23 protein-coding genes are annotated in these 20,711 nt (G+C 70.8%); 9 read left to right on the forward strand and 14 right to left on the reverse strand.

The features are described from left to right. Nucleotides 1-16: 16 nt before the first annotated feature. Together OHA21_RS45750 and OHA21_RS45755 are read right to left on the reverse strand one after the other, a co-directional pair. Nucleotides 17-1,396 carry an MFS transporter gene (locus tag OHA21_RS45750; RefSeq protein WP_328466249.1) on the reverse strand — a complete coding sequence of 460 codons (1,380 nt, stop codon included), beginning with the start codon at nucleotides 1,394-1,396 and terminating at the stop codon, nucleotides 17-19. A 201-nt stretch (nucleotides 1,397-1,597) separates the two neighbouring features. Next, complete coding sequence (locus tag OHA21_RS45755) at nucleotides 1,598-2,683, reverse strand: mechanosensitive ion channel family protein (protein WP_442875021.1); 1,086 nt, start codon at nucleotides 2,681-2,683, stop codon at nucleotides 1,598-1,600. A gap of 189 nt (nucleotides 2,684-2,872) precedes the next feature. Between OHA21_RS45755 and OHA21_RS45760 the strand changes: the two genes are divergently transcribed. Next, the gene (locus OHA21_RS45760; protein ID WP_328466251.1) at nucleotides 2,873-3,418 is read left to right on the forward strand and encodes an HNH endonuclease; all 546 of its coding nucleotides are present in this window, start codon (nucleotides 2,873-2,875) and stop codon (nucleotides 3,416-3,418) included. 10 nt (nucleotides 3,419-3,428) lie between these two features. On the opposite strand, the gene OHA21_RS45765 is transcribed toward OHA21_RS45760, so the two are convergent. Both OHA21_RS45765 and OHA21_RS45770 read right to left on the reverse strand, forming a co-directional pair. Continuing rightward, nucleotides 3,429-4,229, reverse strand: coding sequence for a class F sortase (locus tag OHA21_RS45765; protein WP_328466253.1), 801 nt, complete (start codon nucleotides 4,227-4,229; stop codon nucleotides 3,429-3,431). Between the two features lie 7 nt (nucleotides 4,230-4,236). Further along, nucleotides 4,237-4,725, reverse strand: coding sequence for a hypothetical protein (locus OHA21_RS45770; RefSeq protein WP_328466255.1), 489 nt, complete (start codon nucleotides 4,723-4,725; stop codon nucleotides 4,237-4,239). 206 nt (nucleotides 4,726-4,931) lie between these two features. Here OHA21_RS45770 and ctaJ point away from each other — a divergent pair, with 206 nt between their 5' ends. Both ctaJ and OHA21_RS45780 read left to right on the forward strand, forming a co-directional pair. Next, nucleotides 4,932-5,204 (forward strand): aa3-type cytochrome oxidase subunit CtaJ, encoded by a 273-nt coding sequence (gene ctaJ / locus OHA21_RS45775; RefSeq protein WP_328466257.1) that lies wholly within the window; start codon nucleotides 4,932-4,934, stop codon nucleotides 5,202-5,204. Beyond that, the gene (locus OHA21_RS45780; RefSeq protein ID WP_328466259.1) at nucleotides 5,191-5,586 is read left to right on the forward strand and encodes a DUF5130 family protein; all 396 of its coding nucleotides are present in this window, start codon (nucleotides 5,191-5,193) and stop codon (nucleotides 5,584-5,586) included. Before ctaJ ends, OHA21_RS45780 begins: the two co-directional genes overlap by 14 nt. A 4-nt stretch (nucleotides 5,587-5,590) precedes the next feature. On the opposite strand, the gene OHA21_RS45785 is transcribed toward OHA21_RS45780, so the two are convergent. Then, nucleotides 5,591-6,142, reverse strand: coding sequence for a Uma2 family endonuclease (locus tag OHA21_RS45785; protein WP_328478948.1), 552 nt, complete (start codon nucleotides 6,140-6,142; stop codon nucleotides 5,591-5,593). Nucleotides 6,143-6,272: 130 nt separating this feature from the next. Next, nucleotides 6,273-8,813 (reverse strand): aminopeptidase N, encoded by a 2,541-nt coding sequence (gene pepN / locus OHA21_RS45790; RefSeq protein WP_328466261.1) that lies wholly within the window; start codon nucleotides 8,811-8,813, stop codon nucleotides 6,273-6,275. A 101-nt stretch (nucleotides 8,814-8,914) separates the two neighbouring features. On the opposite strand from pepN, the gene OHA21_RS45795 reads away from it, so the two are divergent. The 4 genes from OHA21_RS45795 to OHA21_RS45810 all read left to right on the forward strand — a co-directional run bounded on the left by OHA21_RS45795 (nucleotide 8,915) and on the right by OHA21_RS45810 (nucleotide 12,476). After that, on the forward strand, nucleotides 8,915-9,547 hold the full coding sequence (locus OHA21_RS45795) for a mycothiol-dependent nitroreductase Rv2466c family protein (RefSeq protein ID WP_328466263.1): 633 nt from the start codon (nucleotides 8,915-8,917) through the stop codon (nucleotides 9,545-9,547). Nucleotides 9,548-9,863: 316 nt separating this feature from the next. Continuing rightward, nucleotides 9,864-11,060, forward strand: a complete 1,197-nt coding sequence (locus tag OHA21_RS45800) for a DUF1015 family protein (protein ID WP_328466265.1) — start codon at nucleotides 9,864-9,866, stop codon at nucleotides 11,058-11,060. After that, nucleotides 11,060-11,977 carry an alpha/beta hydrolase gene (locus OHA21_RS45805; protein ID WP_328466267.1) on the forward strand — a complete coding sequence of 306 codons (918 nt, stop codon included), beginning with the start codon at nucleotides 11,060-11,062 and terminating at the stop codon, nucleotides 11,975-11,977. The genes OHA21_RS45800 and OHA21_RS45805 overlap by 1 nt, the downstream gene beginning before the upstream one ends. 13 nt (nucleotides 11,978-11,990) lie before the next feature. Continuing rightward, nucleotides 11,991-12,476 (forward strand): ribose-5-phosphate isomerase, encoded by a 486-nt coding sequence (locus OHA21_RS45810; RefSeq protein ID WP_328466269.1) that lies wholly within the window; start codon nucleotides 11,991-11,993, stop codon nucleotides 12,474-12,476. A 426-nt stretch (nucleotides 12,477-12,902) separates the two neighbouring features. Here the strand turns inward: OHA21_RS45810 and OHA21_RS45815 are convergent, their stop codons facing one another. The 3 genes from OHA21_RS45815 to OHA21_RS45825 are packed head-to-tail and all read right to left on the reverse strand — an operon-like array spanning nucleotide 12,903 to nucleotide 14,751. Further along, complete coding sequence (locus OHA21_RS45815) at nucleotides 12,903-13,220, reverse strand: hypothetical protein (RefSeq protein ID WP_328466271.1); 318 nt, start codon at nucleotides 13,218-13,220, stop codon at nucleotides 12,903-12,905. Further along, complete coding sequence (locus OHA21_RS45820; RefSeq protein ID WP_328466273.1) at nucleotides 13,175-13,525, reverse strand: hypothetical protein; 351 nt, start codon at nucleotides 13,523-13,525, stop codon at nucleotides 13,175-13,177. Before OHA21_RS45820 ends, OHA21_RS45815 begins: the two co-directional genes overlap by 46 nt. A 2-nt stretch (nucleotides 13,526-13,527) precedes the next feature. Further along, the gene (locus OHA21_RS45825) at nucleotides 13,528-14,751 is read right to left on the reverse strand and encodes a GNAT family N-acetyltransferase (protein ID WP_328466275.1); all 1,224 of its coding nucleotides are present in this window, start codon (nucleotides 14,749-14,751) and stop codon (nucleotides 13,528-13,530) included. Nucleotides 14,752-14,848: 97 nt separating this feature from the next. On the opposite strand from OHA21_RS45825, the gene OHA21_RS45830 reads away from it, so the two are divergent. Beyond that, entirely contained in the window at nucleotides 14,849-15,463 is a 615-nt protein-coding gene (locus OHA21_RS45830) for a DNA-directed RNA polymerase II (RefSeq protein ID WP_328466277.1), read from the forward strand. On the opposite strand, the gene OHA21_RS45835 is transcribed toward OHA21_RS45830, so the two are convergent. Further along, nucleotides 15,456-16,328, reverse strand: coding sequence for an SDR family oxidoreductase (locus OHA21_RS45835; RefSeq protein ID WP_328466279.1), 873 nt, complete (start codon nucleotides 16,326-16,328; stop codon nucleotides 15,456-15,458). The two genes, OHA21_RS45830 and OHA21_RS45835, sit on opposite strands and share 8 nt — an antisense overlap. Before the next feature lie 81 nt (nucleotides 16,329-16,409). Here OHA21_RS45835 and OHA21_RS45840 point away from each other — a divergent pair, with 81 nt between their 5' ends. Continuing rightward, nucleotides 16,410-17,291, forward strand: coding sequence for a glycosyltransferase family 2 protein (locus tag OHA21_RS45840; protein WP_328466281.1), 882 nt, complete (start codon nucleotides 16,410-16,412; stop codon nucleotides 17,289-17,291). On the opposite strand, the gene OHA21_RS45845 is transcribed toward OHA21_RS45840, so the two are convergent. From OHA21_RS45845 to biuH, 4 genes are all read right to left on the reverse strand, one after another. Continuing rightward, nucleotides 17,279-17,659 (reverse strand): AtzH-like domain-containing protein, encoded by a 381-nt coding sequence (locus OHA21_RS45845; RefSeq protein ID WP_328466283.1) that lies wholly within the window; start codon nucleotides 17,657-17,659, stop codon nucleotides 17,279-17,281. The two genes, OHA21_RS45840 and OHA21_RS45845, sit on opposite strands and share 13 nt — an antisense overlap. 71 nt (nucleotides 17,660-17,730) lie before the next feature. Continuing rightward, on the reverse strand, nucleotides 17,731-19,287 hold the full coding sequence (locus OHA21_RS45850; RefSeq protein ID WP_328466285.1) for a regulator: 1,557 nt from the start codon (nucleotides 19,285-19,287) through the stop codon (nucleotides 17,731-17,733). Then, nucleotides 19,284-19,940 carry a cysteine hydrolase family protein gene (locus OHA21_RS45855; protein ID WP_328466287.1) on the reverse strand — a complete coding sequence of 219 codons (657 nt, stop codon included), beginning with the start codon at nucleotides 19,938-19,940 and terminating at the stop codon, nucleotides 19,284-19,286. Before OHA21_RS45855 ends, OHA21_RS45850 begins: the two co-directional genes overlap by 4 nt. Nucleotides 19,941-19,953: 13 nt before the next feature. Further along, entirely contained in the window at nucleotides 19,954-20,679 is a 726-nt protein-coding gene (gene biuH, locus OHA21_RS45860; protein WP_328466289.1) for a biuret amidohydrolase, read from the reverse strand. Nucleotides 20,680-20,711: the final 32 nt, after the last annotated feature.

Consider the following 20,711-nt stretch of genomic DNA (forward strand, 5'->3'; position numbering starts at 1 on the left):
CAGCCCGCCGGGCGGATCACCGGCGCGGCTGCGGCCGCTCGGGTGTGACGCTCGTCGTCGGCAGCCGCGCCGAGCCCGGGCCGTCCGCCTGATGGGCGGGCTCGGGCCGGTTCGCCGCCTCGACGGCCTCGGTGAAAGTCTGCTGGCTGGGCCAGCTGATCGCCAGCACCACCATGGCGAGCGTGCCGCCGATGCTCCACAGGCCGACCACCAGCGGCAGCCAGAAGTGGTCGGCGAGCGTACCGGTGATCATGACCGCGCCGAACTGGCTCAGCTGGACCCCGCTGTTCATCACGCCGAAGGCGCGGGCCCGGAAGCTCTGCGGCAGGGCCAGCACGAAGGTCGCGTTCAGCGTCGGCAGCAGGGCGCCCTGGACCACGCCGGAGAGCATCACCAGCAGGGCCACGATCTCGGCCGGCGGGCCGAGCAGAGAGGGAACCAGAAATAGAGGCGGCAGAACAGCGAGGTACGGAATCAGCCGGGCACGCTCGGCGGCAGGCACGAGACGGTTGAACAGGATGCCGCCGATCACGAAGCCGAGCGGGCCGGCCGCCATGATCATGCCCTGGTCGAGCCCCCGCGTCGCCGGATCGCGGGTGCCCTCGGCGGCCCACGCCGCGGCCAGGCCCTCCGGGACGATGGCGAAGACGGTCGCAGTGAACACCACGATGGCGATCGAGCGCAGCGCCGGGTGACCGAAGACGAGCCGGAAGCCCTCGGCGGTCTCCTGCAGGAGGTGGGTGCGCTGACTCGGGGCCTGGACCGTCGGCCGGCGCCGGACACCGAACGCGATCAGCAGCGCCGAGAGGGCGAACGTGGCCACGTCGATGCCGAGCGCGATCCGCGGTGTCAGCGCCACCGCGAGAGTGGCGCCGACCAGGTAACCGAAGACCTGGGCGGCCTGACCGGTGGTCTGGTTGGTGGCCAGCGCCAGGGCGAGGCGCTCGCGGCCGACGATCACCGGCAGCAGCGCCGAGCGCGCCGCCTGCGTCGGCGGCGCGCCGAGGCCGGCGAGCAGCAGCACGAGCAGCATCACCGGCACCGGCAGGCCGGGGATGAGCAGCAGCGCGATCAGCACCATCCGGCACAGATCCGACACGATCATGATGCGGCGGTACGGATACCGGTCGGCGAGCGCGGCCAGCACGGGACCGAAGAACCACGGCAGGTAGCCGATCGCGAACGACACCGCGGAGAGCAGGACCGACTCGCTCTGGTGATAGACCAGGACGGTCACCGCGGCCCGGGAGAGGTAGTCGCCGACCCAGTTGACCACCGTCGAGAGGTAGAGGGCACGGTACTCCGGCAGCGCGAATATGTCGCGGAAAGTTACCGTACCCTTACTTTGGGTCACCTCGTCGGCCGGACCGCTCGGCCGTGCGGGGTCGTTCGACACCAAGCCCTCCATCGCTGTCGACGATCGTCGAGGGCCGACGACGGCCGGGCACGTCGTCGGGTCTCCCGGCTGTCGACGTGCCTGCACGTGCAGAATCTGTAGCGGATTCTGCCCGATCGTCCGAGTCGATGCTAGGGCAGTTGGGGTAAAAATCGGCCATTTGGTCGAAGGCGAAAATCTACCTCGTGTCGTAAGCGCAGGTCAGGTAGCCCCGCCCGGACGCTGGTCATTAATCGAAGACGAGGAATTTTCCGGGCCGGTGATCCACGCCGGCGGGATCGCGCTGCGCGGTCCCAGGCGCGACGCGGCAATCCGTTCCGAGATGCCGGAGGCGTCCAGCGCCTCGGTCAGCGCCCGGCGCAGCTCACGCTGCACGACCGGCTGGCTGTCCGCGGTGGTCTTGGCGATGGTCCGGATCACCGCGCCGTCCACGGTCAGCTGCTCGACCCCGACCACCTCCGGCGGCTCGAGGAACTCGGTCTGGTGCTCCGGCTCGGCGGCGACCCCCTCGGCGGCCGCCTTCAGCACGCCGACCGCCTCCTCGGCGTTGACGAAGCCGATCGGGATGTCGATCACGACCATCGCCCAGCCCTGGCTCTTGTTGCCGACCCGGATGATCTCGCCGTTGCGGATGTACCAGAGCACACCCCGGGCGTCGCGCACCGTGGTGATCCGCAGGCCGACACTCTCCACCACTCCGGTGGCCTCACCCAGGTCGACCGTGTCGCCCACCCCGTACTGATCCTCCAGCAGCATGAACAGGCCCGCGATCAGGTCCTTGACCAGGCTCTGCGCGCCGAAACCGATGGCCACGCCGACGATCCCGGCGCTGGCCAGCAGCGGGCCCAGGTTGAAGCCGAGCTCGCCGAGCACCAGCAGACCGGCCATCGTGAAGACCACCGCGCTGACGAAGCTGCGCAGCACCGAACCGATCGCCTCGGCCCGCTGACGGCGCCGCTCCGGGATGAACTGGCCCTCCTCGGCGGTGACCGTCACCTTCTCCTTGAGCGGCTTCAGCAGCGCCGGCATGGCGGCGCGCGAGCCGGTCGACGCCAGCCGGGAGATCGCACGGTGCAGCAGCCACCGGACCAGCATCGCGATCAGGATGATCGCGGCTATCCGCAGCGGCTTGATCAGGACCACGTAGCTGCTCGTGGCGAACCACTCGTTGCCCGTCCAGTCGTAGATCCGGCTGCACAACACGTCGTCGTTGCAGACAGGGGTCACGTAGACGTCGACGGAGCTGCTCGGCTTGGGGGTGGGGGGCACGACGGATAGAACAGACACGGGGAGTCAAGGTACCGGGTTCGGCTGAGGGAAGACCTCTGACGTTTACCGGGCGGCCACAGATTGTGCTCGCAATTTGGTTATTCATCAGGGACTATTGGCGCACGGGCTTCGGTATCGAGGCACGCATCACACACGCATGGGCTACGGGAGCGGTTACAAGCAACTGACACCGGAAGGGTGATCGCGATGCCTGACATACGACCCACAGTGGGCTCTTCCGCGTTAGTGCTGAACGCTACCTACGAGCCGCTGTGCGTCGTATCGGTGCGTCGGGCGACCATCCTCCTGCTGACCGCCAAGGCAGAGTGCATCTCCGACGGGGACGGCATGCTGCACAGCGCGCACCAAGCCCTCCCGGTTCCCTCCGTGGTCCGCCTGACGAGGTACGTGAAAGTGCCGTACCGGACGCATGTCGGGCTCTCCCGCCGGGCGATCTTCGCCCGTGACGGCGGCCGCTGCGCCTACTGCCGCGGCTCCGCCGAGACCATCGACCACGTCTTCCCGCGCAGCCGCGGTGGCCTGCACGCCTGGGAGAACGTGGTGGCCGCGTGCGCCAAGTGCAACCACAGCAAGGGTGACAAGACCCCGGCCGAGCTCGGCTGGCGGCTGCACTCCCTGCCGGCCGCCCCCCGCGGGGTCGCCTGGCGGGTGCTCGGGCACCGTACCCCCGATCCCCGGTGGATGGACTGGCTGGACCTGCCGTCCGCGACGGTGGAGGCTGAGGCGGCGTAAGCCGCCTTTTTCATCCCTCCCGGGCGTCGACCAGGGAGGCGAAGACGATGACGTTGTCGGCGTAACCCTCCCGGCCCCCGAGCCAGTCGCCGCCGCAGGTCATCAGCCGCAGCGAGGGCCGGCTGTAATCGCCGTAGACGCGGTGCACCGGCAGCCGGTCCTTGTCGAACGTCTCCACCGAGTTCACCTCGAAGACGGCCACCGAGCCGTCCGCCCGGGACACCTCGATCACCGCGCCCGACCGCAGCTCGCCCAGGTCATGAAAGACCGAAGGCCCGGTACGCGTGTCCGCGTGCCCCACGATCAGAGCCGGCCCGAACTGTCCCGGGGTCGGCCCGCCGTCGAACCATCCGGCCTCGTTGTGCCGTTTCAGCGGCGGCACGTCCACCGAGCCGTCGTTGGCCAGCCCGACCTCGAGGACCGGCGCGGACACGTCGATCGACGGGATGGTGAGTCGTTCCGGCCGGCTCGGCTCGAGCACCGGGAAGGACCGTGCCGGCGGCTCGTCCGGCCCCCGGAACAGGCCGCCCACGTTGAAGCCGGTCGCGACGCCGAGACCCATGCCGACGCAGAACAGCCCGACGAACAGCAGCGCCAGGGCGATCAGGCCGAGCGGACCACCCCGGCGCCCGCGTCCCGGCCGTGGTGGCCGGCCCCGTCGTGGAAAGGGCACCTGAAAGGGGGAACGACCCGGGACGCTCGGGGTCGGCGGCAGGGGACCGGTCACCACGCCGGGCGGTGGCGCGGTGATCACCTGCGCCGGCCGTTTCTGCTGCACCGACTTCGGCACCCGGCCGGGTCCGCTGGTCATCGCGGCCTCAGCCGATCCGCCGGCGCCGGCGGCGCGAGGACGCGACGGCGAGTGCCAGGCCGGCCGCCATCGCCGCCAGACCACCCCCGATCAGGATCGACGCGGTCGCGCCCGGCGCTGTCCCGCCGCCGCCGGTGGCCGGGCCCCTGGTCGGCTCCACGCGCGCGACCACGTGCAGCGTGGCGGTCGCGTTGCCACCGCCCTCGGGACAGCGCAGGGCGACCGGGTAGTCGCCGGGCTCGGTGTCGGCCGGCACCGTGACGTTCGCGGTGAGGAAGCCGAACTCGGGCTGCACCGTGACCTCCCCGATCGGCTCCGCGGTGACGGTGGCCGGATCCAGGCTGTCGTCGCAGGAGGCGCGTAACGAGATGTCGTCCCCGGCCGGCACTGTGCTCGGGTTGAGCTCCACGAAGGGGGCCGCGGCGGCGTGCGCGGCCGGTACGCCCGGCACGGCCAGACCGAACACCAGAGCCGCCGCAGCGACGGGGACAGACATGCGCATGGACTCCCCCTCCTGCCGTTCACGGCGGAAAAGCCGTGGACGGCGCGTGAGGGTGATTTTCGCACCTCGGAGCACAATCCGCGTAGATCCCGACGGCGTGAGACCCCGGTTCGAGACCCGACGCTCCGACACGACTCGCGCTCCGCTACCGTGATTGTTGTTCGAATTCAAGAGGATCACCGGCGCCTGGGGGCGTTCAGTTGTCAGTAATCAGCACCGTTCTGGTCTTTGTGATCATTCCGGCCGCGATCATCGGGGCGGTTGCGGCGCTCGTGCTCAACAGCTCGGACAAGTCGAAGCCGTCCCGCCGGTATCGCCCCGGCCGGCCGTACGACTTCCCGGCGATGTGGTTCACCGCAGCGCCGGACCGGGTCGCTCCCGTGGCGGACGGACACCGTGGACTGGTCATCGAGGACAGTTCCGGCGCTCCGGTCCGGCCCGGCCCGACAGGAGGCGCAAGTGACAGTTGGTGAGGTCACCCCGCTGGAGCAGCCGGCCGACGGTCCTTTCACGACCCGGCAGCTGCTCCGACTCGACGAGGCTCTCCGGATCGCCGACCAGGCGACCGGTCTGACCTTCAGCATCTACCTGGGCGACCTCGGCGACCCCGTCCGGGCCGCCGCCGAGGAACTGCACCGGCAGACCCGGAACCACCAGCGGTCCGTACTGATCGCGGTGTCGCCGAACCAGCGCAAGCTGGAGATCGTCACCGGGTCCGAGGCGCGCAAGCGCATCTCGGACCGGGACGCGAAGCTCGCCGGGCTGTCGATGGCCGCCTCGTTCGCCGGCGGCGACCTGGCCGGTGGCCTGCTGATCGGCATCGACCAGCTGGCCACCCACGCGGGCCGCTCCTAAAGCGTCACCGCCACGAGGCCGGTGTGATCCGGATCGGATAGGGGGCGTCGAGCTTGCGTTGCTCGGCGCCCTCGACGCTGCCGTCCGACCGGTACTCCGCGCCGTCCAGCGTGTGCACGCGCAGCACCGGACCGGCCTCCACCCGCCAGTAGGCGGGGATGCCGGCCGCCGCGTACAGCGCCGGTTTGAGCAGCCGGTCGTAACGCCGGGTCTCCTCCGCCTCGACCTCCACGACCAGGGCCACGTCGGCCGGGTCGACCCAGATCGCGCCGGACGAGTGCGGCCGCAGCACGGTCACGTCCGGAACCAGGTTGCTGGTGCCGATCTCGATGCCCAGCCGCGCGCACACCCACCAGCCGGGCGGCGCGGCCGCCCGCAGGGTGCCGACCACCGACTCCACCAGCGTCTCGTGCCGCTCGTCCGTCGGCGGGCTGACGTGCAGTCCGCCGTCGACGATCTCGTACCGGTGTCCGTCCTGGGGAAACAGATGCAGATCCGGCTCGGTCCACCGGCCCTCCGGTGCGCTCCACCGCACCGGGGCACCCTGGCTCAGCATCGTCACAGGCCACCTCCATCACCGCGGAGTGCCAGCCTACTTACTCACCGTGGTTACCGGCGAGTTATGCCTGTGTAAAAGACCAGGGTCCCCGCTCCGGATGACCGGAGCGGGGACCCTGGGTCGGCTGTCAGGCCGCGGAGCGGTCCTTCTCCCGGGCCTTCAGGGCCCGCAGGATGCCGTCGCGTCCCTCGGCGACCAGCCGGCGCAACGACGCCGGCTGACCGTCGCGGCTCAGCCAGGCGTCGGTGAGCGCCACCGTCTCCGGGCTGATCTGGTACGCCGGGTACGCCAGCGTGGCGAACTCCTGGGCCGGCTCACTGTCCGAGCGGGCCCACACGTCACCGACCACCTCGAAGAACTTCGCCGCGTACGGCGCTGTCAGAGCCACCTGGCGGGTGCTCTGGAAGCCCTGCAGCAGCGACCGGTTCAGCCAGTTCGGCGGCGCCTTCGGCCCGGTGAGCTCGGCCCAGACCCGGTCCTTGTTGGCCGGCGTGGGCAGCAGCGCCCGGGCGATCGCGGCTTCCCGCTCACCGCTCGCGGTCCGGTCCGAGGCGAGCTCGGCGTCGATCTCCTCCTCGGTGGCGGCGCCCAGCGCGGCCAGCGCCTGCAGCAGGCTCCAGCGCAGCTCGGTGTCGACCACCAGGCCGTCCGGACGGGTCTCGCCGGTGAGCCAGCCGCGCAGCTCGACCGCCTGCTCGGCGGTGCGGGCCGCGGTGATGAACGACCGCGCCCAGGTGAGCTGCCAGCCGCTGCCCGGTTCGGCGGTGGCGAGCTGGTCCTTCGCCAGGCCGGCCAGCATGCCCCAGCCGGTCGGCGCCCACTCCGGGTCGGCGAAGCTGGTCAGCGCCATGCCGGCCTGCCGCAGCGTGGCCGTGGTCAGGTTCACGTCGGTCTCGGCCGGCAGCCCGGCGACGACCAGCGCCACGTAGTCGCGGGCCGCCAGCTCGGCGTCGCGCAGCATGTCCCAGGTGGCCGCCCAGCACAGGGCCCGCGGCAGCGCCGACTCGAACCCGGCGATGTGCTGCACCAGGGTGCCCAGCGAGCGCTCGTCCAGCCGCAGCTTCGCGTACGTCAGGTCCTCGTCGTTGACCAGCAGCACGTCCGGCGCGGCCACCCCGGCGAGCGCGGCGACCTCGGTACGCTCGCCGGCCACGTCCACCTCGAGCAGCTCCCGGCGGACCAGCCGGTCGCCGTCCAGGTCGTAGAGGCCGAGCCCGATCCGGTGGGTGCGCAGCGTCGGGTAGTCGGTCGGCGCCTCCTGGTGCACGACCACCTGGGTGTAACGCCCGTCGGCGTCCACCTCCACGACCGGGCGCAGCGTGTTGACCTGCGAGGTCTCGAGCCACTGCTGAGCGAACTTGCGCAGCTCCCGGCCGGACGCCGACTCCAGCTCGGTGAGCAGGTCGTCGAAGGTGGCGTTGCCCCAGGCGTGCTTGGCGAAGTACGCCCGCAGGCCGGTCAGGAACGGGTCCAGTCCGACGTACGCCACCAACTGCTTGATCACGCTGGCGCCCTTGGCGTACGTGATGCCGTCGAAGTTGACCTCGACGGCTTCCAGGTCCGGCATCTCGCAGTAGACCGGGTGGGTGGAGGACAGCTGGTCCTGCCGGTAACCCCAGGCCTTGCGGATGGACAGGAACGTCGACCAGGCGTCGGTGAACCGGGTGGCGTGCGTGTTGCACCAGTGGCTGGCCCACTCGGCGAACGACTCGTTCAGCCACAGGTCGTTCCACCAGCGCATGGTGACCAGGTCGCCGAACCACATGTGGGCGAGCTCGTGCAGGATCGTGTTGGCGCGCTGCTCGTACTCGTAGTCGGTGACCTGCGAGCGGAAGATGTAGTGCGACTCGGCGTGCGTGACGCAGCCGAAGTTCTCCATCGCGCCGGCGTTGAAGTCGGGCACCCACAGCTGGTCGTACTTGGGCAGCGGGTAGCGCACCCCGAACTGCTCGTGGAAGAAGTCGAAGCCCTGCTTGGTGATCAGGAAGAGGTCGTCGGCGTCCAGGTACTGCGCCATCGAGGCGCGGCAGAAGACGCCCAGCTCGATGCCGTCGTGCGAGTCGCGCACCTCGTGGTACGGCCCGGCGCAGATCGCCGTGATGTACGTGCTCATCCGCGCCGAGGTGGCGAAGTGGACCGCCTTGACGCCGTCGCCGGCCGCCTCCTCGCGCTCGACCGGCATGTTGGACACGACCTTCCAGTGCGCCGGCACCGTGGCGTGCCACGTGAAGACGCTCTTCAGGTCGGGCTGGTCGAAGCAGGCGTACGTCCGTTGCGCGTCCGCCGTCTCGAACTGGCTGTAGAGGTAGACCTCCTGGTCGACCGGGTCGACGCTGCGCTGCAGCCCCTGGCCGCTCGCCGAGAACTTGAAGTCGCCGTCGACGACCAGGGTGTTCTCCGCGGCGAGGCCGGACAGCGGCAGACCGTTCTCCGGGGTCCACCCGCTGATGTCGACCGGTGCGCCGTTCAGCGTCGCGGAGTTGATTCGCGCGGCGGCGGCCTCGACGAACGTCGTCGCGCCGGGTTCCGTGCACCGGAAGGTGATCACCGTCGTGGACCGGAAGGTCTCGGAACCGGTCAGGTCAAGAGTGATGTCGTACCCGGTCACGTCGAGCAAGCGACCACGCTCCGCGGCCTCGACCTGGGTCAGGTTGTGAACACCGGCCACGTGCACTCTCCTTCGAGCTGACTGCGTTTGTCCGAAGCCTATGCGCCTGCGGCGACGTAACTCACCCCGACCGGGCACCGAAGAAGGTGGAAGATCGAAGCATGACAGAACGCGCGACCGTCGACATGTGGTTCGACCCCTTGTGCCCGTGGGCCTGGATCACCTCCCGCTGGCTGCTCGAGGTGGAAAAGGTCCGCCCTCTCGACATCCGGTTCAACGTGATGAGCCTCTCCGTGCTGAACGAGGGACGCGAGGAGCTTCCGGAGCGCTACCGGGAGATGCTGGCCAAGGGCTGGGGCCCGGTACGGGTGTGCATCGCCGCCGCCGAGACCGCCGGCCCCGAGGTGCTCCGCGACCTCTACACCGCGCTCGGCACCCGCATCCACCTGCAGAAGTACGAGATCGACGACGAGAAGCTGTTCCGCGAGGCGCTGACCGAGGTCGGTCTGGACCCGGAGCTGGCCGCCGCCGCGAACACCGGCGAGCGGGACGAGGCCCTGCGGGCCAGTCACAACGCCGGGATGAAGCCGGTCGGCACCGACGTCGGCACCCCGGTGATCCACGCGCCGGGCCCGAACCCGGGGGAGACCGTCGCGTTCTTCGGCCCGGTGATCACCCCGGCGCCCAAGGGCGAGGCCGCCGGCAAGCTGTGGGACGGCGTCGTGCTGGTCGCCGGCACTCCGGGCTTCTACGAGCTGAAGCGCAGCCGCGACCTCGGGCCGATCTTCGATTAGTTGCCATTCAGGGGCGGTCGCCGAAAAAAGCGACTCTTCGCCGCCGACCGGTCGTTGGATGGGGTGATGTACACCTCATCCAACGCGGAGGCGAGCGTGCCCGAGAACGAGCCGATCGGATCGAGCATCGGCGTTCAGCTAGGGGTTTGGGCGGATCTGCCCCCAGATGTGGCGGTCATGGTGGCTCCGCCGGTGACCGTGACGGCGTGTCCGGTCCCGCGGCCGGTGAATTCGCATCGCAAGGCCCAGTTGAGCAGGTCACGCGGGAACATGCCGGTTGGTAGGCACCGCAGGTACGCCGGGTAAGTTGCCCCCCATGACGGTCGTGCACCCGATCAGCCGGGCCTGGATCACCAATGGCGGTACCGGGGCCCAGAATTATGACGAGTTCGCCGACGACGCCGAAATCACCCAGATCATCACGGCCAACCCGCACAGCGCGCTGGCCGTCGAGATGCCGCACCTCGCTCCCGACTCGCTCGGGAAGTCCTTCACCGACTCCCTCCCGGACGCTGTGGTCCGGCTGGAGCGGGCGAAGTCCGAGGGCCGGTACCGCCCCGCAGAGCAGGTCGTCGTGCTCTACCGCATCACCGGACCGGGTGAGGCGCCCGCCTACGGGCTGTGGAGTACGGTCGAGACCTCGCAGATCTCGACCAACGCCGACGAGCCCGGCCTGGTGATCCGCAACGAGGACGTCTTCATCAGCAAGGTCCGTGAGCGGGTCGCCCTCGCTGACTCGCTCCAGACGCTGCTGTCGCCCGTACTCCTGCTCCAGACCGGCAAGGGTGAGGAGCTGCACGCGGCCCTCGCCGACGCGGTCGACGCGGCGGGCGAGTCCGCCGCAACCGATACCGATCAGACCGGGCGCACCCACGACATCTGGGAGGTCGGTCCGGGGAACCTGCAGGACCGGCTGCTCGAGCTGGCCGGCGGCGGCGAGTTGGTGGTCGCCGACGGCAACCACCGCAGCCTGGCCGCGCAGACCGGCGGGATCGCCCGCTTCCTGGCGGTCGTCACGACTCCCGCGTCGGTCGCCATCCAGCCCTACAACCGCCTGGTCAGCGAGCTGCCGGCCTCGCTCGACGACCTTCTGGAACGGCTCCGCGCGGCCGGCGCGACGGTCACCGAGCTGCCGCGTGCCGCGCAGCTTCCGGCCAAGGGCACGATCGAGATGTACGCGCAATCCCGTTCTTTCGCAGTAGGACTGCCGCCGGACCCGGCCGGCACGTCGGTGGAGAACCTGGACCACGCCCTCGTGGAGCGCGTTCTGCTGCGCGACACGCTCGGCCTGGACCCGGGGGACAAGCGGATCGCCTACATCGGCGGGGACTACCCGGTCGAGTGGCTGCGTGACGAGGTGGACGCCGGGCGCGCCGAGCTGGCCGTCCTGATCGCCCCGGTCACCGTCGACGACTTCGTCGAGGTGAACCTGGAGCGGCTCAAGCTGCCGCGCAAGAGCACGTGGTTCACACCCAAGGCCCGTGGCGGACTCGTCCTGGCCCAGCTGGACTGATGCTGCACCCACAGGTAACCGCCGCCGCGTCACTGCGGCGGCGGCCCACCGCCGAGGAACTCGCCGCCGACCCGTACCAGCGCTTGCTCGGCGCCCGTGCGGCGATGGAGGAGTCGAACGAGGCGGAGACCGGCCCGGCCCTGCCGTTGCCGGTCGTCGCCGATCTCGACGCGGACGGCGTGCCGTGCCGCCTCTACGCGACCCGGACCGGTACGCCCGTCCTGGTCTACCTGCACGGCGGCGGCTGGTGTTACGGCAGCATCGAAACCGTGGACCGGTTCTGCCGCCGGGTGGCGGAGCGCTCCGGCTGCGCCGTGGTCTCGGTCGGCTACCGGCTCGCCCCGGAGCACGTCTTTCCGGCCGCCCTCGACGACGTCGCGACCGTCCTGTCCTATCTGCGCCGGTCCGGCGCGGACCTGGGGCTGGACGTGTCCCGGCTGGCGATCGGCGGGGACAGCGCGGGCGGCCAGCTCGCCACGGTCACCGCCCGCCGGCAGCGGGACGCCGCCACCCCGCTCGACTACCAGGTGCTGATCTACCCGGCCCTCGACCCGCTCACCTCCGCCGAGTCCTACGACGAGGTCGGCGGATACGGGCTGGACCGCGCGTCGATGAAGCTGGCCTGGGAGACGTTCGTACCGGACCCGATGCAGCGCCTCACCCCGGACGTGTCACCGCTCGCGGCGGACGATTTGTCCGGAATGCCGCCAACGTTGCTGATCACCGCGGAGTACGATGCGTTGCGCGACGAGGGCGCCGACTACGCGAACGCGCTGATCGCCGCCGGCGTCCCGGTGGTGCACACCCGCTACATGGGCGTGAACCACGGCTTCGCCCGAAAACTGGCCACCATCGATGCCGCCCGGGCCGCGGCGGACCAGGTGGCATCCGCCCTGCGTTCGGCCCTCACCTTCTGAAAGACTTTTTGACATGCGTCTCTACCTGGGTTCCGACCACGCCGGTTTCGAGCTGAAGAACCACCTCGTGAACCACCTGAACAAGCAGGGTCACGACGTGGTCGACGTCGGGCCGCACGCCTACGACCCCGAGGACGACTACCCGGCGTTCTGCTTCCACACCGGCGTCAAGGTGGTCGCCGACCCGGGTTCGCTCGGCATCGTGATCGGCGGCTCGGGCAACGGCGAGCAGATCGCCGCCAACAAGGTGCCCGGCGTCCGCTCCGCGCTGGTCTGGAAGACCGAGATCGCCGAACTGGCCCGCCAGCACAACGACAGCAACGTGATCGCGATCGGCGCCCGGCAGCACACCCTGGACGAGGCCACCGCGTTCGTCGAGGCGTTCATCGCCACCTCGTTCTCCGGCAACGTCCGCCACGCCCGGCGCATCGCCCAGCTCGCCGACTACGAGGTGGCCCGCGAACTCCCCGCCCTCCCCGAGTCCACCCCTAGCGCCTGACCCAGCCACCACCGCCCGCCCGAACAGCCCTGACGGTCAGCCCACCCCACCCAGCTGACCGCGAGCGCTGCTTCCGGGCGTCCGATGCAGCCGTGGCGGTCAGCCCGTCCCGTCCGGCTGACCGTGAGCGCTGTTTCCGGGCGTCCGATGCAGCCGTGGCGGTCAGCCCGTCCCGTCCGGCTGACCGTGAGCGCTGTTTCCGGGCGTCCGATGCAGCCGTGGCGGTCAGCCCGCCCCACCCGGCTGACCGCGAGCGCTGTTTCCGGGCGCCCGAGGCAGCCCTGGCGGTCAGCCGGGTTTCGCCGGCTGACCGTGAGCGTTGCTACCCGGCGTTCGAAGCAGCCGTGGCGGTCAGCCCGGGTTGGGCGGCTGGCTCTGAGGGCTGTTTCCGGGCGCCTCAAACAGCCGTGAGAACCAGCCGGAAAATCAGCGGCGCGGCAGGTCCTCGCGCGGCAGCCAGTTGCGCCGCACGATGGGCAGGTCCCGTTCGGCCTCGGCGATCTGCTCGTCGCTGGGCCGCGACGCGTCCCGAGCACGCAGGGCCGCACCCACGCTGACCTGCGACGACCCGGATCCGACCAGCCCGCGCAGGCCCCGTTCGGACTCCCGCTCGTCAGCGCCCGCGCCCGCCCCCGAGGTGGGCCGCCGCCCGTGTCCACCCCGCCCGGGCCGCTGCTGCGCGCCCTCGACCGGCGTGGTCACGGCAGTCGGCCCGGCCCCGGCACCGGCCGGCGGCCCCGGCACCGGAACAGCGGGCGGCTGAGGAACAGGTCCAGGAACAGGCGCAGGCACAGGAACAGGCGCAGGCCCACGAACGGGCGCATGCCCAGACCCAGGAACAGGCCCGGGAACGGGAGCAGGCCCGGGAACGGGAGCAGGCGCGGGCCCAGGAATGGGAGCAGGCGCAGGTCCGGGCGCGGGTGCAGGCCCGGGAACAGGTCCAGGGCCGGGAGCAGGGGCCGGCTCGGCGGACGGCGAGGTGGGGCGCACGCGACGGCGCCGGCGTTCGGGCTGACCCATGAGACCGACGCTACCGCCGCCGCGCCCAACCTCAGAACACCTCGGTCGGACTCGGCAGCCGATGCCAGCGGAAGGCGTTGGTCGGGTCGTTGCCGGTGAGCTGCCGAACCCGCCCGGCCGCAGCCAGCGAGGACAGGGTCGTGGCCCCCAGGTAGGCCGCGCCCAGCTCGGTGACCGTGCAGCTCAGATCGGCCGGGTCGGTCGTCGGCACACAGGTCGCCCCTTCCGGCCCACCGGTGAGCCGCCACCGCCCGGTGTTCGACTCCAGCAGCGGATCGGTGATCTCCAGCACCACGTCGACCGGCGCCGCGTACCGGCGGGCGGTCAGGGCCTGTGGCACGTCGATGATCCGGACCCAGAGGCCGTCGAGCATCGTCGCGCCGAGCCGGCGCGGTTCGTCCACCAGATACTGCAGGGGCTCGTCGACGGCGGCGAGGCTGTGCGTCACGGACCGGCTCAAATCGATGCCGAGCAGGAAACGCCAGAGCGCCAGATAGGTCGCCGGATCGGCCGCAGCCACCTCACGGACCTGCACCTCGGCGTCCGGCCCGTGACCGGTCCATTTGTCCTTGACCCGCCACAGCGCATAGCCGGTGGGGCCGCCGGGGCCTTCGTGCACCACCCCGTACCGCCGGGTGGCGCCGTCCCGCCCGTCCTTCGGATCGACCAGCACGTACCGCCACCAGCGCTCGTCCCGGCTGGACCAGCCGATCTGTTCCGGGCGCAGCTGCTCGTACACCTTGGTGATGGCCGGCAGCAGGTCGTGCGGGTCGCCCATCCGCAGCTGCCCGGACGGTTCGGCGGGCGGCGCGGGGAGACGAACCTCACGATTCATGATCGAGAAGCTCAGGCGGGCGGACGCCGGACCGTACCCGAACCGTGGATAGATCTTGGTCTCGCTGGCCCACAGCACAGCGATCGGTTCGCGGCCGGCCTCGGCCACGTCCCGCAGCTGCCGATGCATCATCCGCGTCAACAGGCCCTGCCGCCGATGGGTCGGCAGCACGCCGACACCGGTCACGTGAGCGGCCGCGACGATCCCGCCGGGCACGGTGAGATCCCTGGTGAGGAGGTTGGTGTGCGCGACCACGGCCCCCTCGTCCTCGACCACCAGCGCGCGTTCCGCCTCGAAGACGGCCGCGCTCGCCTCGCGGTACTCCGCGGAGAGCTCCTCGTGGAAAACGGTGTCGAGCAGGTCAGCGATCGCCGGGTAGTCGTCGGCCGTAGCGGGCCGCAGCCGCAACACATCCTTCATGGCTTGTGTGTAACGGACTGCTGTGGGTGAGGGCGACCGATTTGTTGGCTCGCTACCCTCGAGCTGACGACGTCGTACGCAGGCCGAGAGGGGAACCATGCCGGAGCAACCGCAGTGGCCGGAGCGGACGCTCGACATGCCGCCGCAGGACCCGTGGGCCGACCAGCCGACGGCACAGACGGCTCCGCCCACGACACCGATCGACGCGGCGCCGGGCGTGCCCACGCCACCGGCACCCGAGCAGTCGCCGTTCACCCAGGGCCGGGCCCGGGTCACGCAGCGCACTCAGCAGTTCACCGCCGAGCACGAGCCGACCGGCACCGGCTGGCCGGAGGAGCACGGGCACGCCCCGCGCGAGCCGCGCAGCCTGTCCTGGCACATCCGCCGGCTGCGGCGGGGTAGCGAGTGGTCCAACGCCGCGCTGATCTTCGCGTTCGTCTGCTGGGGCATCTGGGTGCTCTCGTCGGAGGGCTCGTTCGTCACGGCGGCGATCGTCTTCCTGGTGACGGTGTGCGTGGCCGCGGGCGTGTTCGCGCTGTCCCGCCTGGTCGGCCGCCTGGTGCTGGAGCGGCAGATGGGCCGGGTCCGGCACACGGCCCGCGGCTCGCACATGGTCGCCGGGCTCTTCCTGGTCGGCGTCGGGTTCGCCCACCTGCGGCAGACCGAGTGGGTGATGGACGCCTTCCACTGGACTGTGAACCTGTTCAGCTGACCGGCTTGCCACCGGTGATGCCGAGCACCTCGCCGGTGGTGTAGCTGGAATCCGGTCCGGCGAAGTAGACGTACGCGGCGGCCAGCTCGGCCGGCTGTCCGGCCCGGCCGAGCGGGGTGTCGCCGCCGAACGACTTGACCTTCTCCTCGGGCATGGTGGCCGGGATCAGCGGCGTCCAGATCGGCCCGGGCGCGATCGCGTTGACCCGGATGCCCTTGTCGGCGAGGTCCTCGGCGAGCGCCTTGGTGAACGCGACGATGCCGCCCTTCGTGGTGGCGTAATCGAGCAGCGCGCTCGACGACAGGTACGCCTGCACGGACGCGGTGTTGATGATCGTCGCGCCGGGCGGCATGTGCGGCACCGCTGCCCGGCAGAGCCAGAACATCGCGTACAGGTTGGTCTTCATGACCCGGTCGAACTGCTCGTCGGTGATCTCGGTGATCCCGCCCGGCTGCGCCATCTGGTAGGCGGCGTTGTTGACCAGGATGTCCACGCCACCGAGCTCCTGCCGGGCCCGGTCGACGATCGCCCGGCAGTGCGCCTCGTCCCGGATGTCGCCGGGCACGGTCACCGCCTTGCGGCCCGCCTTCTCGATCCACTGCGCGGTGTCCTGCGCGTCCGACTCCTCCTCCGGGAGGTAGGAGATCAGCACGTCGGCGCCCTCCCGCGCGAACGCGATGGCCACCGCGCGCCCGATGCCGGAGTCGCCGCCGGTGATGACTGCTTTGCGGCCGGTCAGTTTCCCGCTGCCGCGGTAGGTCTGCTCCCCGTGGTCGGGCCGGTCCGGCATCTGCGACGTCAGACCGGGCGGCTCCAGATCGCCACCGTCCAGCTCGGGCTTCGGGTACTGCTCACGCGGATCCACTGGCCGCCTCCTTCTCACGATGTCGAGGTGGGGTTGCCCGGATCAGCGACGGGTATGCGGGCCGCCATGGGGGATTCGCGGGTGAGCGTCGTGGTCATCACCTGGCAGCGGCGCGACGAGGCGCTGGCCTGCCTGGCCAGGCTGCTGGAACTGCCGGAACGACCGCACGTGGTGCTGGTGGACAACGGCTCCACCGACGGGACCGCGGACGCGGCCCGCGAACGATTCCCGGGCGTCGAGGTGGTTGCGCTGAGCAGGAATCTCGGGGCCGTCGGTCGAAACATCGGGGTACGCCGTACGCGCACCCCCTACGTGGCCTTCTGCGACGACGACACCTGGTGGACTCCCGGCTCCCTGTCCCGCGCCGCCGACGTACTCGACGCCCATCCCCGGCTGGCCCTGCTCAACGCCCGGATCGTGGTGGAGCCCTTCGGGGTGGAGGACCCGATCGTGGCCGAGCTGCGCGATTCGCCGGTGCCCGGGCCGCCGTGGCTGCCGGGTCCGGCGCTGGGCAGCTTCCTGGCCGGCGCCTCGGTGGTGCGGCGGGACGCGTTCGAGGCGGCCGGCGGTTTCAGTGAGCGGATCTGGCTGGGCGGCGAGGAGGAGCTGCTCGCCACCGACCTGGTCAGCGGCGGCTGGGAACTGTGCTACCTGGAGGAGTTGACCGTGCACCACCGGGCGTCGGTGGTGCGCGACGCCACGCACCGGCGCCGGATCGGGTTGCGCAACACGCTCTGGTTCACCTGGCTGCGGCGGCCGGCCGGAGCAGCCGTACGCCGCACGCTCTTCCTCGCCCGAACCGTCCCCCGGGACCGGACCTCGCTGCTCGGCGCCCTCGACGCGATCCGCGGCCTCGGCTGGCTGCTGACCCACCGCCGGCCCCGCCCGGCGGTGGTCGAGGCCCGGCTCGGCGTCCTGGACGAGGCCCAGCGCCGCTCGACCGCCCGCCGCTACGTGGGCTGACCGGTGGGCTCGGAGACGTGCGCGGTGACGATCCGCCACCCCTCGGGCAGGCGCACCCAGGTCTGCGACTGCCGGCCCAGCACCCCGCTGCCGGGATAGCCGAAGAGCGTCGTGACGACCGCTGTGCTGTGGCCGTACCCCTGAATCCTGGTGTCCTTGAGATGCCGGCCCGGCGGCAGCGCTGCCTGCGCGCGCCGCCACCTGGCCTGCTCCTCGATACCGGCCTGCCGGTCGTTGACGCCGAAGCGGACCGCGTCGGCGGTGAAGAAACCGAGGATCGCCGCCACGTCGTTCGCGACCAGCGCCCGCTCGTAGTCCTCGAAAGCCGCGGTGACCTCGGCGATCACCTCGGGCAGATCTCGGTGCATCCGTGCTCCCTCTCGGTGGTGATGCGGCCCCGGGCGGAGGGTGTCCCGGGGCCGCATCGGTGTGCGGAACCTCAACCGGCAGGCGCGGGTTCCTCGGCCGGCGCCGCACTCTCCTCGGCGTCCGGCTCGCGGGGGTCCGGTTTGCCGAGTGCGAACAGGACGCACACCACGGCGAGGAAGAGATAACCGAGAGTGACCGGCCCGTCGGCGTTCCACTGCACCTTCTCGGCGTGGATCAGGCCGACGAAGGTGAGCACCGCGCCGCTGGCCGAGAAGATCGCCGCGTGCCAGAACCGTTTGTCGATGATGAACGCGACGATCGCGCCGAGCACCAGACCGGCCAGGATCGCGCCCTCGCCGAGCGTCTTCAGGCCGTCGTAGATCACCCCCGCGCCGGCCAGCGCCTCGCTGCCGACCTGCGAGGCCGTGGTGCCGGCGGCGGCCAGGACGTTGTCCATCTGCCCGGTCGCCCAGGCGGCGATGTTCGGGATCAGGGCGGCCACCACCGCGGCGGCGTGCGCCCGCGGCGTCGCCTGGAACGCCTGCGCGCCGATCAGCAGGCCGATGTAGAGCAGGATCGGCACGATCGCGGCGGTCGGGAAGACCGCCCCGAGCAGGCCGAACAACCCGAAGAAGCAGAGCAGCGCGATCAGCACGCCGGTCGCCATCGAATACCCGGTACGCCCACCGGCCGCCTTCCAGCCCGGGTGCCCGACGTACACGGCGGGCGGGAACGGCGAGCCCAGGCAGGAGCCGATCACCGCGCCGGCGCCGTCGGCGAGGAGCACGCTGCGCAGGTTGTACCGGTCACCGGCGGTGGCCGCGCTCTCCACGTTGGTCATCGCCTCGGTGAAGTTGTAGACGCCCAGCGGGATCGCGGTCGCCAGCAGCGGCGCCATGTCCCGCAGGCCGTCGATCAACAGGTCCACCTTGAGGTGCGGGAAGGCGAACGCGATGTCGCGGGCGGCGGCCGTCACGTCCGGCACCGACATGGCGCCGCCGATCCAGCCGATCGCGGTGCCGACCAGCAGCGCGGCCAGGCCGATCGGGAAGTTCCCGGGCAGTTTCACGTCGGTGAGCAGCCCGATCAGCAGCATGCCGAAGACCGGCAGGGCGATCCACGCGTAGCTCCACATGGTGCCGGCCGGGTTCATCGAGATGAACGTGATCGAGATGCCGGCCAGGGTGCCCAGAAGGGCCGCCCTGGGCGTGTACTTGCGGATGTACGGGCCGACGAACGCCCCGATCAGCACGATCACGCCGATGATGAACGCCCACGCGATGCCGGCCGTCCACGCCGCCACCGGATCCTTCGTGGTCAGGTAGATCGGCAGCATGATCACGAAGATCACGATGAACATGTGCGGGACGCTCGGGCCGTACGGCAGGGCCGTCACGTCGGTCCGGTTCTCCCGGGCGGCCAGCCGCCGGGCCAGGAAGGTGTAGTAGACGTTCCCGGCGACCAGGGCGACGCCGAGCGCGGGCAGGATGACGCCGAAGACATCCCCGGCCGGCATCTGGATCACGCCGATGCAGAGGGCGGTCAGGGTGAGCACGTTGACCAGGACGTTGACGCCGAAGCCGAAGAAGGCGTTCGTGTCGCCCCGGACCCAGTAGGCGAGTTTCATCGCGCGATCTCCTTGATCAGGGCGGGGGACTCGGCGACCCAGCCGAAGATGCCGCCCTGCGCGGCGATCATCTGCAGGCCGACCCGCTGGAACTCGGGGAAGTAGGAACCGACGCAGTCGGCGAGCACCAGGCACTCGTAGCCGCGGTCGTTCGCCTCACGGACCGTGGTGTGAACGCAGACCTCGGTGGTCACACCGGTCACCACCAGCGACTCGATGCCGTCCTTGTCGAGCAGTTCCGGCAGCTCGGTGGCGTAGAAGGCGCCCTTGCCGGGCTTGTCGACGACCGGCTCGCCGTCGATCGGCTGGAGTTCGTCGATGATGTCGTGGCCGTACTCGCCCCGGACGAGGATCCGCCCGAACCGGCCCGGTTTCCCGATCATCGGACCGCGGGCCAGCTTGGCCGGGGGACAGTCGGACAGATCCGGCTCGTGCCCCTCGCGGGTGTGGATGATCGGCAGCCCGGCCGCCCGCCAGGCGGCCATCAGCGAGGTCAGCGGCCCGATGGTCCGGCGCAGCTGGGCGACGTCGTTGCCCAGGCTCTCGCCGAAGCCGCCGGGCAGCAGAAAGTCCCGCTGCATGTCGATCACCAGCAGGGCGGTGCGATCAAGAGCGAAATTGAAGGGTACGGGGGAAGCGTCCACGGTCGGCATGATGAGATCGCCTTCAGTCCGTTTCGGGGTGGTGGGCGGGGCGGTCGGACGGCTCCGTCGCCGCGATCACGTCGTCCGAGGTGGCGACGCAGCCGAAGACGCCGCCCTGCATGGTGACCATGTGCAGTGCGGCGGCGTGGTTCGACGGGTCGGTGGCCCCGGTGCAGTCGCTCAGGATCAGGCACTCGTAGCCGCGGTCGTTGGCCTCGCGCATCGTGGTGTGCACGCAGACGTCGGTGGTGATCCCGGTGAGGATCAGGTGTGTGATGCCGTGCGTGCGCAGCACCAGGTCGAGGTTGGTGGCGTAGAAGGCGCCCTTGCCCGGCTTGTCGACCACCACCTCGCCGGGTGCCGGCGCCACCTCCGGAACGATCTCCCAGCCCGGCTCACCCTTGATCAGGATCCGGCCGCACGGTCCCGGCCCACCGATCTCGGCGCCGATCCGAGCCGAGCGCCAGCTCTTGTTGGCCGGCAGGTCGGAGAGGTCCGGATCGTGTCCCTCGCGGGTGTGGACGACGAGCATGCCGAGGTCCCGGACGTGCGACAGCAGCTTCGCGGTGGCCGGCAGCCCGGCCCGGGTCAGCTCGATGTCGTAGCCCATCGCGTCCACGTAGCCGCCGGGCCCGCAGAAGTCGGTCTGCCAGTCGATACAGAGCAGGGCGACGCGGTCCACCGGGACCGAGTCGTCGTAGGGCCAGGCGTACGGATTCGCCGGCACCGGGCCGATGCGTGCGGTCATGAGTCAGATCCCTTCGAGCGGTGATCATCGAG

Origin of the sequence: Actinoplanes sp. NBC_00393 (genome assembly GCF_036053395.1) — a bacterium.
GTDB lineage: Bacteria > Actinomycetota > Actinomycetes > Mycobacteriales > Micromonosporaceae > Actinoplanes.

Excerpts from the sequence above, each read along its gene's own strand:
- OHA21_RS45760 (WP_328466251.1), top strand. The coding sequence starts at position 2,873 with ATGCCTGACATACGACCCACAGTGGGCTCTTCCGCGTTAGTGCTGAAC.
- OHA21_RS45765 (WP_328466253.1), bottom strand. The coding sequence starts at position 4,229 with ATGACCAGCGGACCCGGCCGGGTGCCGAAGTCGGTGCAGCAGAAACGG.
- OHA21_RS45770 (WP_328466255.1), bottom strand. The coding sequence starts at position 4,725 with ATGTCTGTCCCCGTCGCTGCGGCGGCTCTGGTGTTCGGTCTGGCCGTG.
- OHA21_RS45785 (WP_328478948.1), bottom strand. The coding sequence starts at position 6,142 with ATGCTGAGCCAGGGTGCCCCGGTGCGGTGGAGCGCACCGGAGGGCCGG.
- OHA21_RS45795 (WP_328466263.1), top strand. The coding sequence starts at position 8,915 with ATGACAGAACGCGCGACCGTCGACATGTGGTTCGACCCCTTGTGCCCG.
- OHA21_RS45800 (WP_328466265.1), top strand. The coding sequence starts at position 9,864 with ATGACGGTCGTGCACCCGATCAGCCGGGCCTGGATCACCAATGGCGGT.
- OHA21_RS45805 (WP_328466267.1), top strand. The coding sequence starts at position 11,060 with ATGCTGCACCCACAGGTAACCGCCGCCGCGTCACTGCGGCGGCGGCCC.
- OHA21_RS45810 (WP_328466269.1), top strand. The coding sequence starts at position 11,991 with ATGCGTCTCTACCTGGGTTCCGACCACGCCGGTTTCGAGCTGAAGAAC.
- OHA21_RS45825 (WP_328466275.1), bottom strand. The coding sequence starts at position 14,751 with ATGAAGGATGTGTTGCGGCTGCGGCCCGCTACGGCCGACGACTACCCG.
- OHA21_RS45830 (WP_328466277.1), top strand. The coding sequence starts at position 14,849 with ATGCCGGAGCAACCGCAGTGGCCGGAGCGGACGCTCGACATGCCGCCG.
- OHA21_RS45845 (WP_328466283.1), bottom strand. The coding sequence starts at position 17,659 with ATGCACCGAGATCTGCCCGAGGTGATCGCCGAGGTCACCGCGGCTTTC.
- OHA21_RS45850 (WP_328466285.1), bottom strand. The coding sequence starts at position 19,287 with ATGAAACTCGCCTACTGGGTCCGGGGCGACACGAACGCCTTCTTCGGC.
- OHA21_RS45855 (WP_328466287.1), bottom strand. The coding sequence starts at position 19,940 with ATGCCGACCGTGGACGCTTCCCCCGTACCCTTCAATTTCGCTCTTGAT.
- biuH (WP_328466289.1), bottom strand. The coding sequence starts at position 20,679 with ATGACCGCACGCATCGGCCCGGTGCCGGCGAATCCGTACGCCTGGCCC.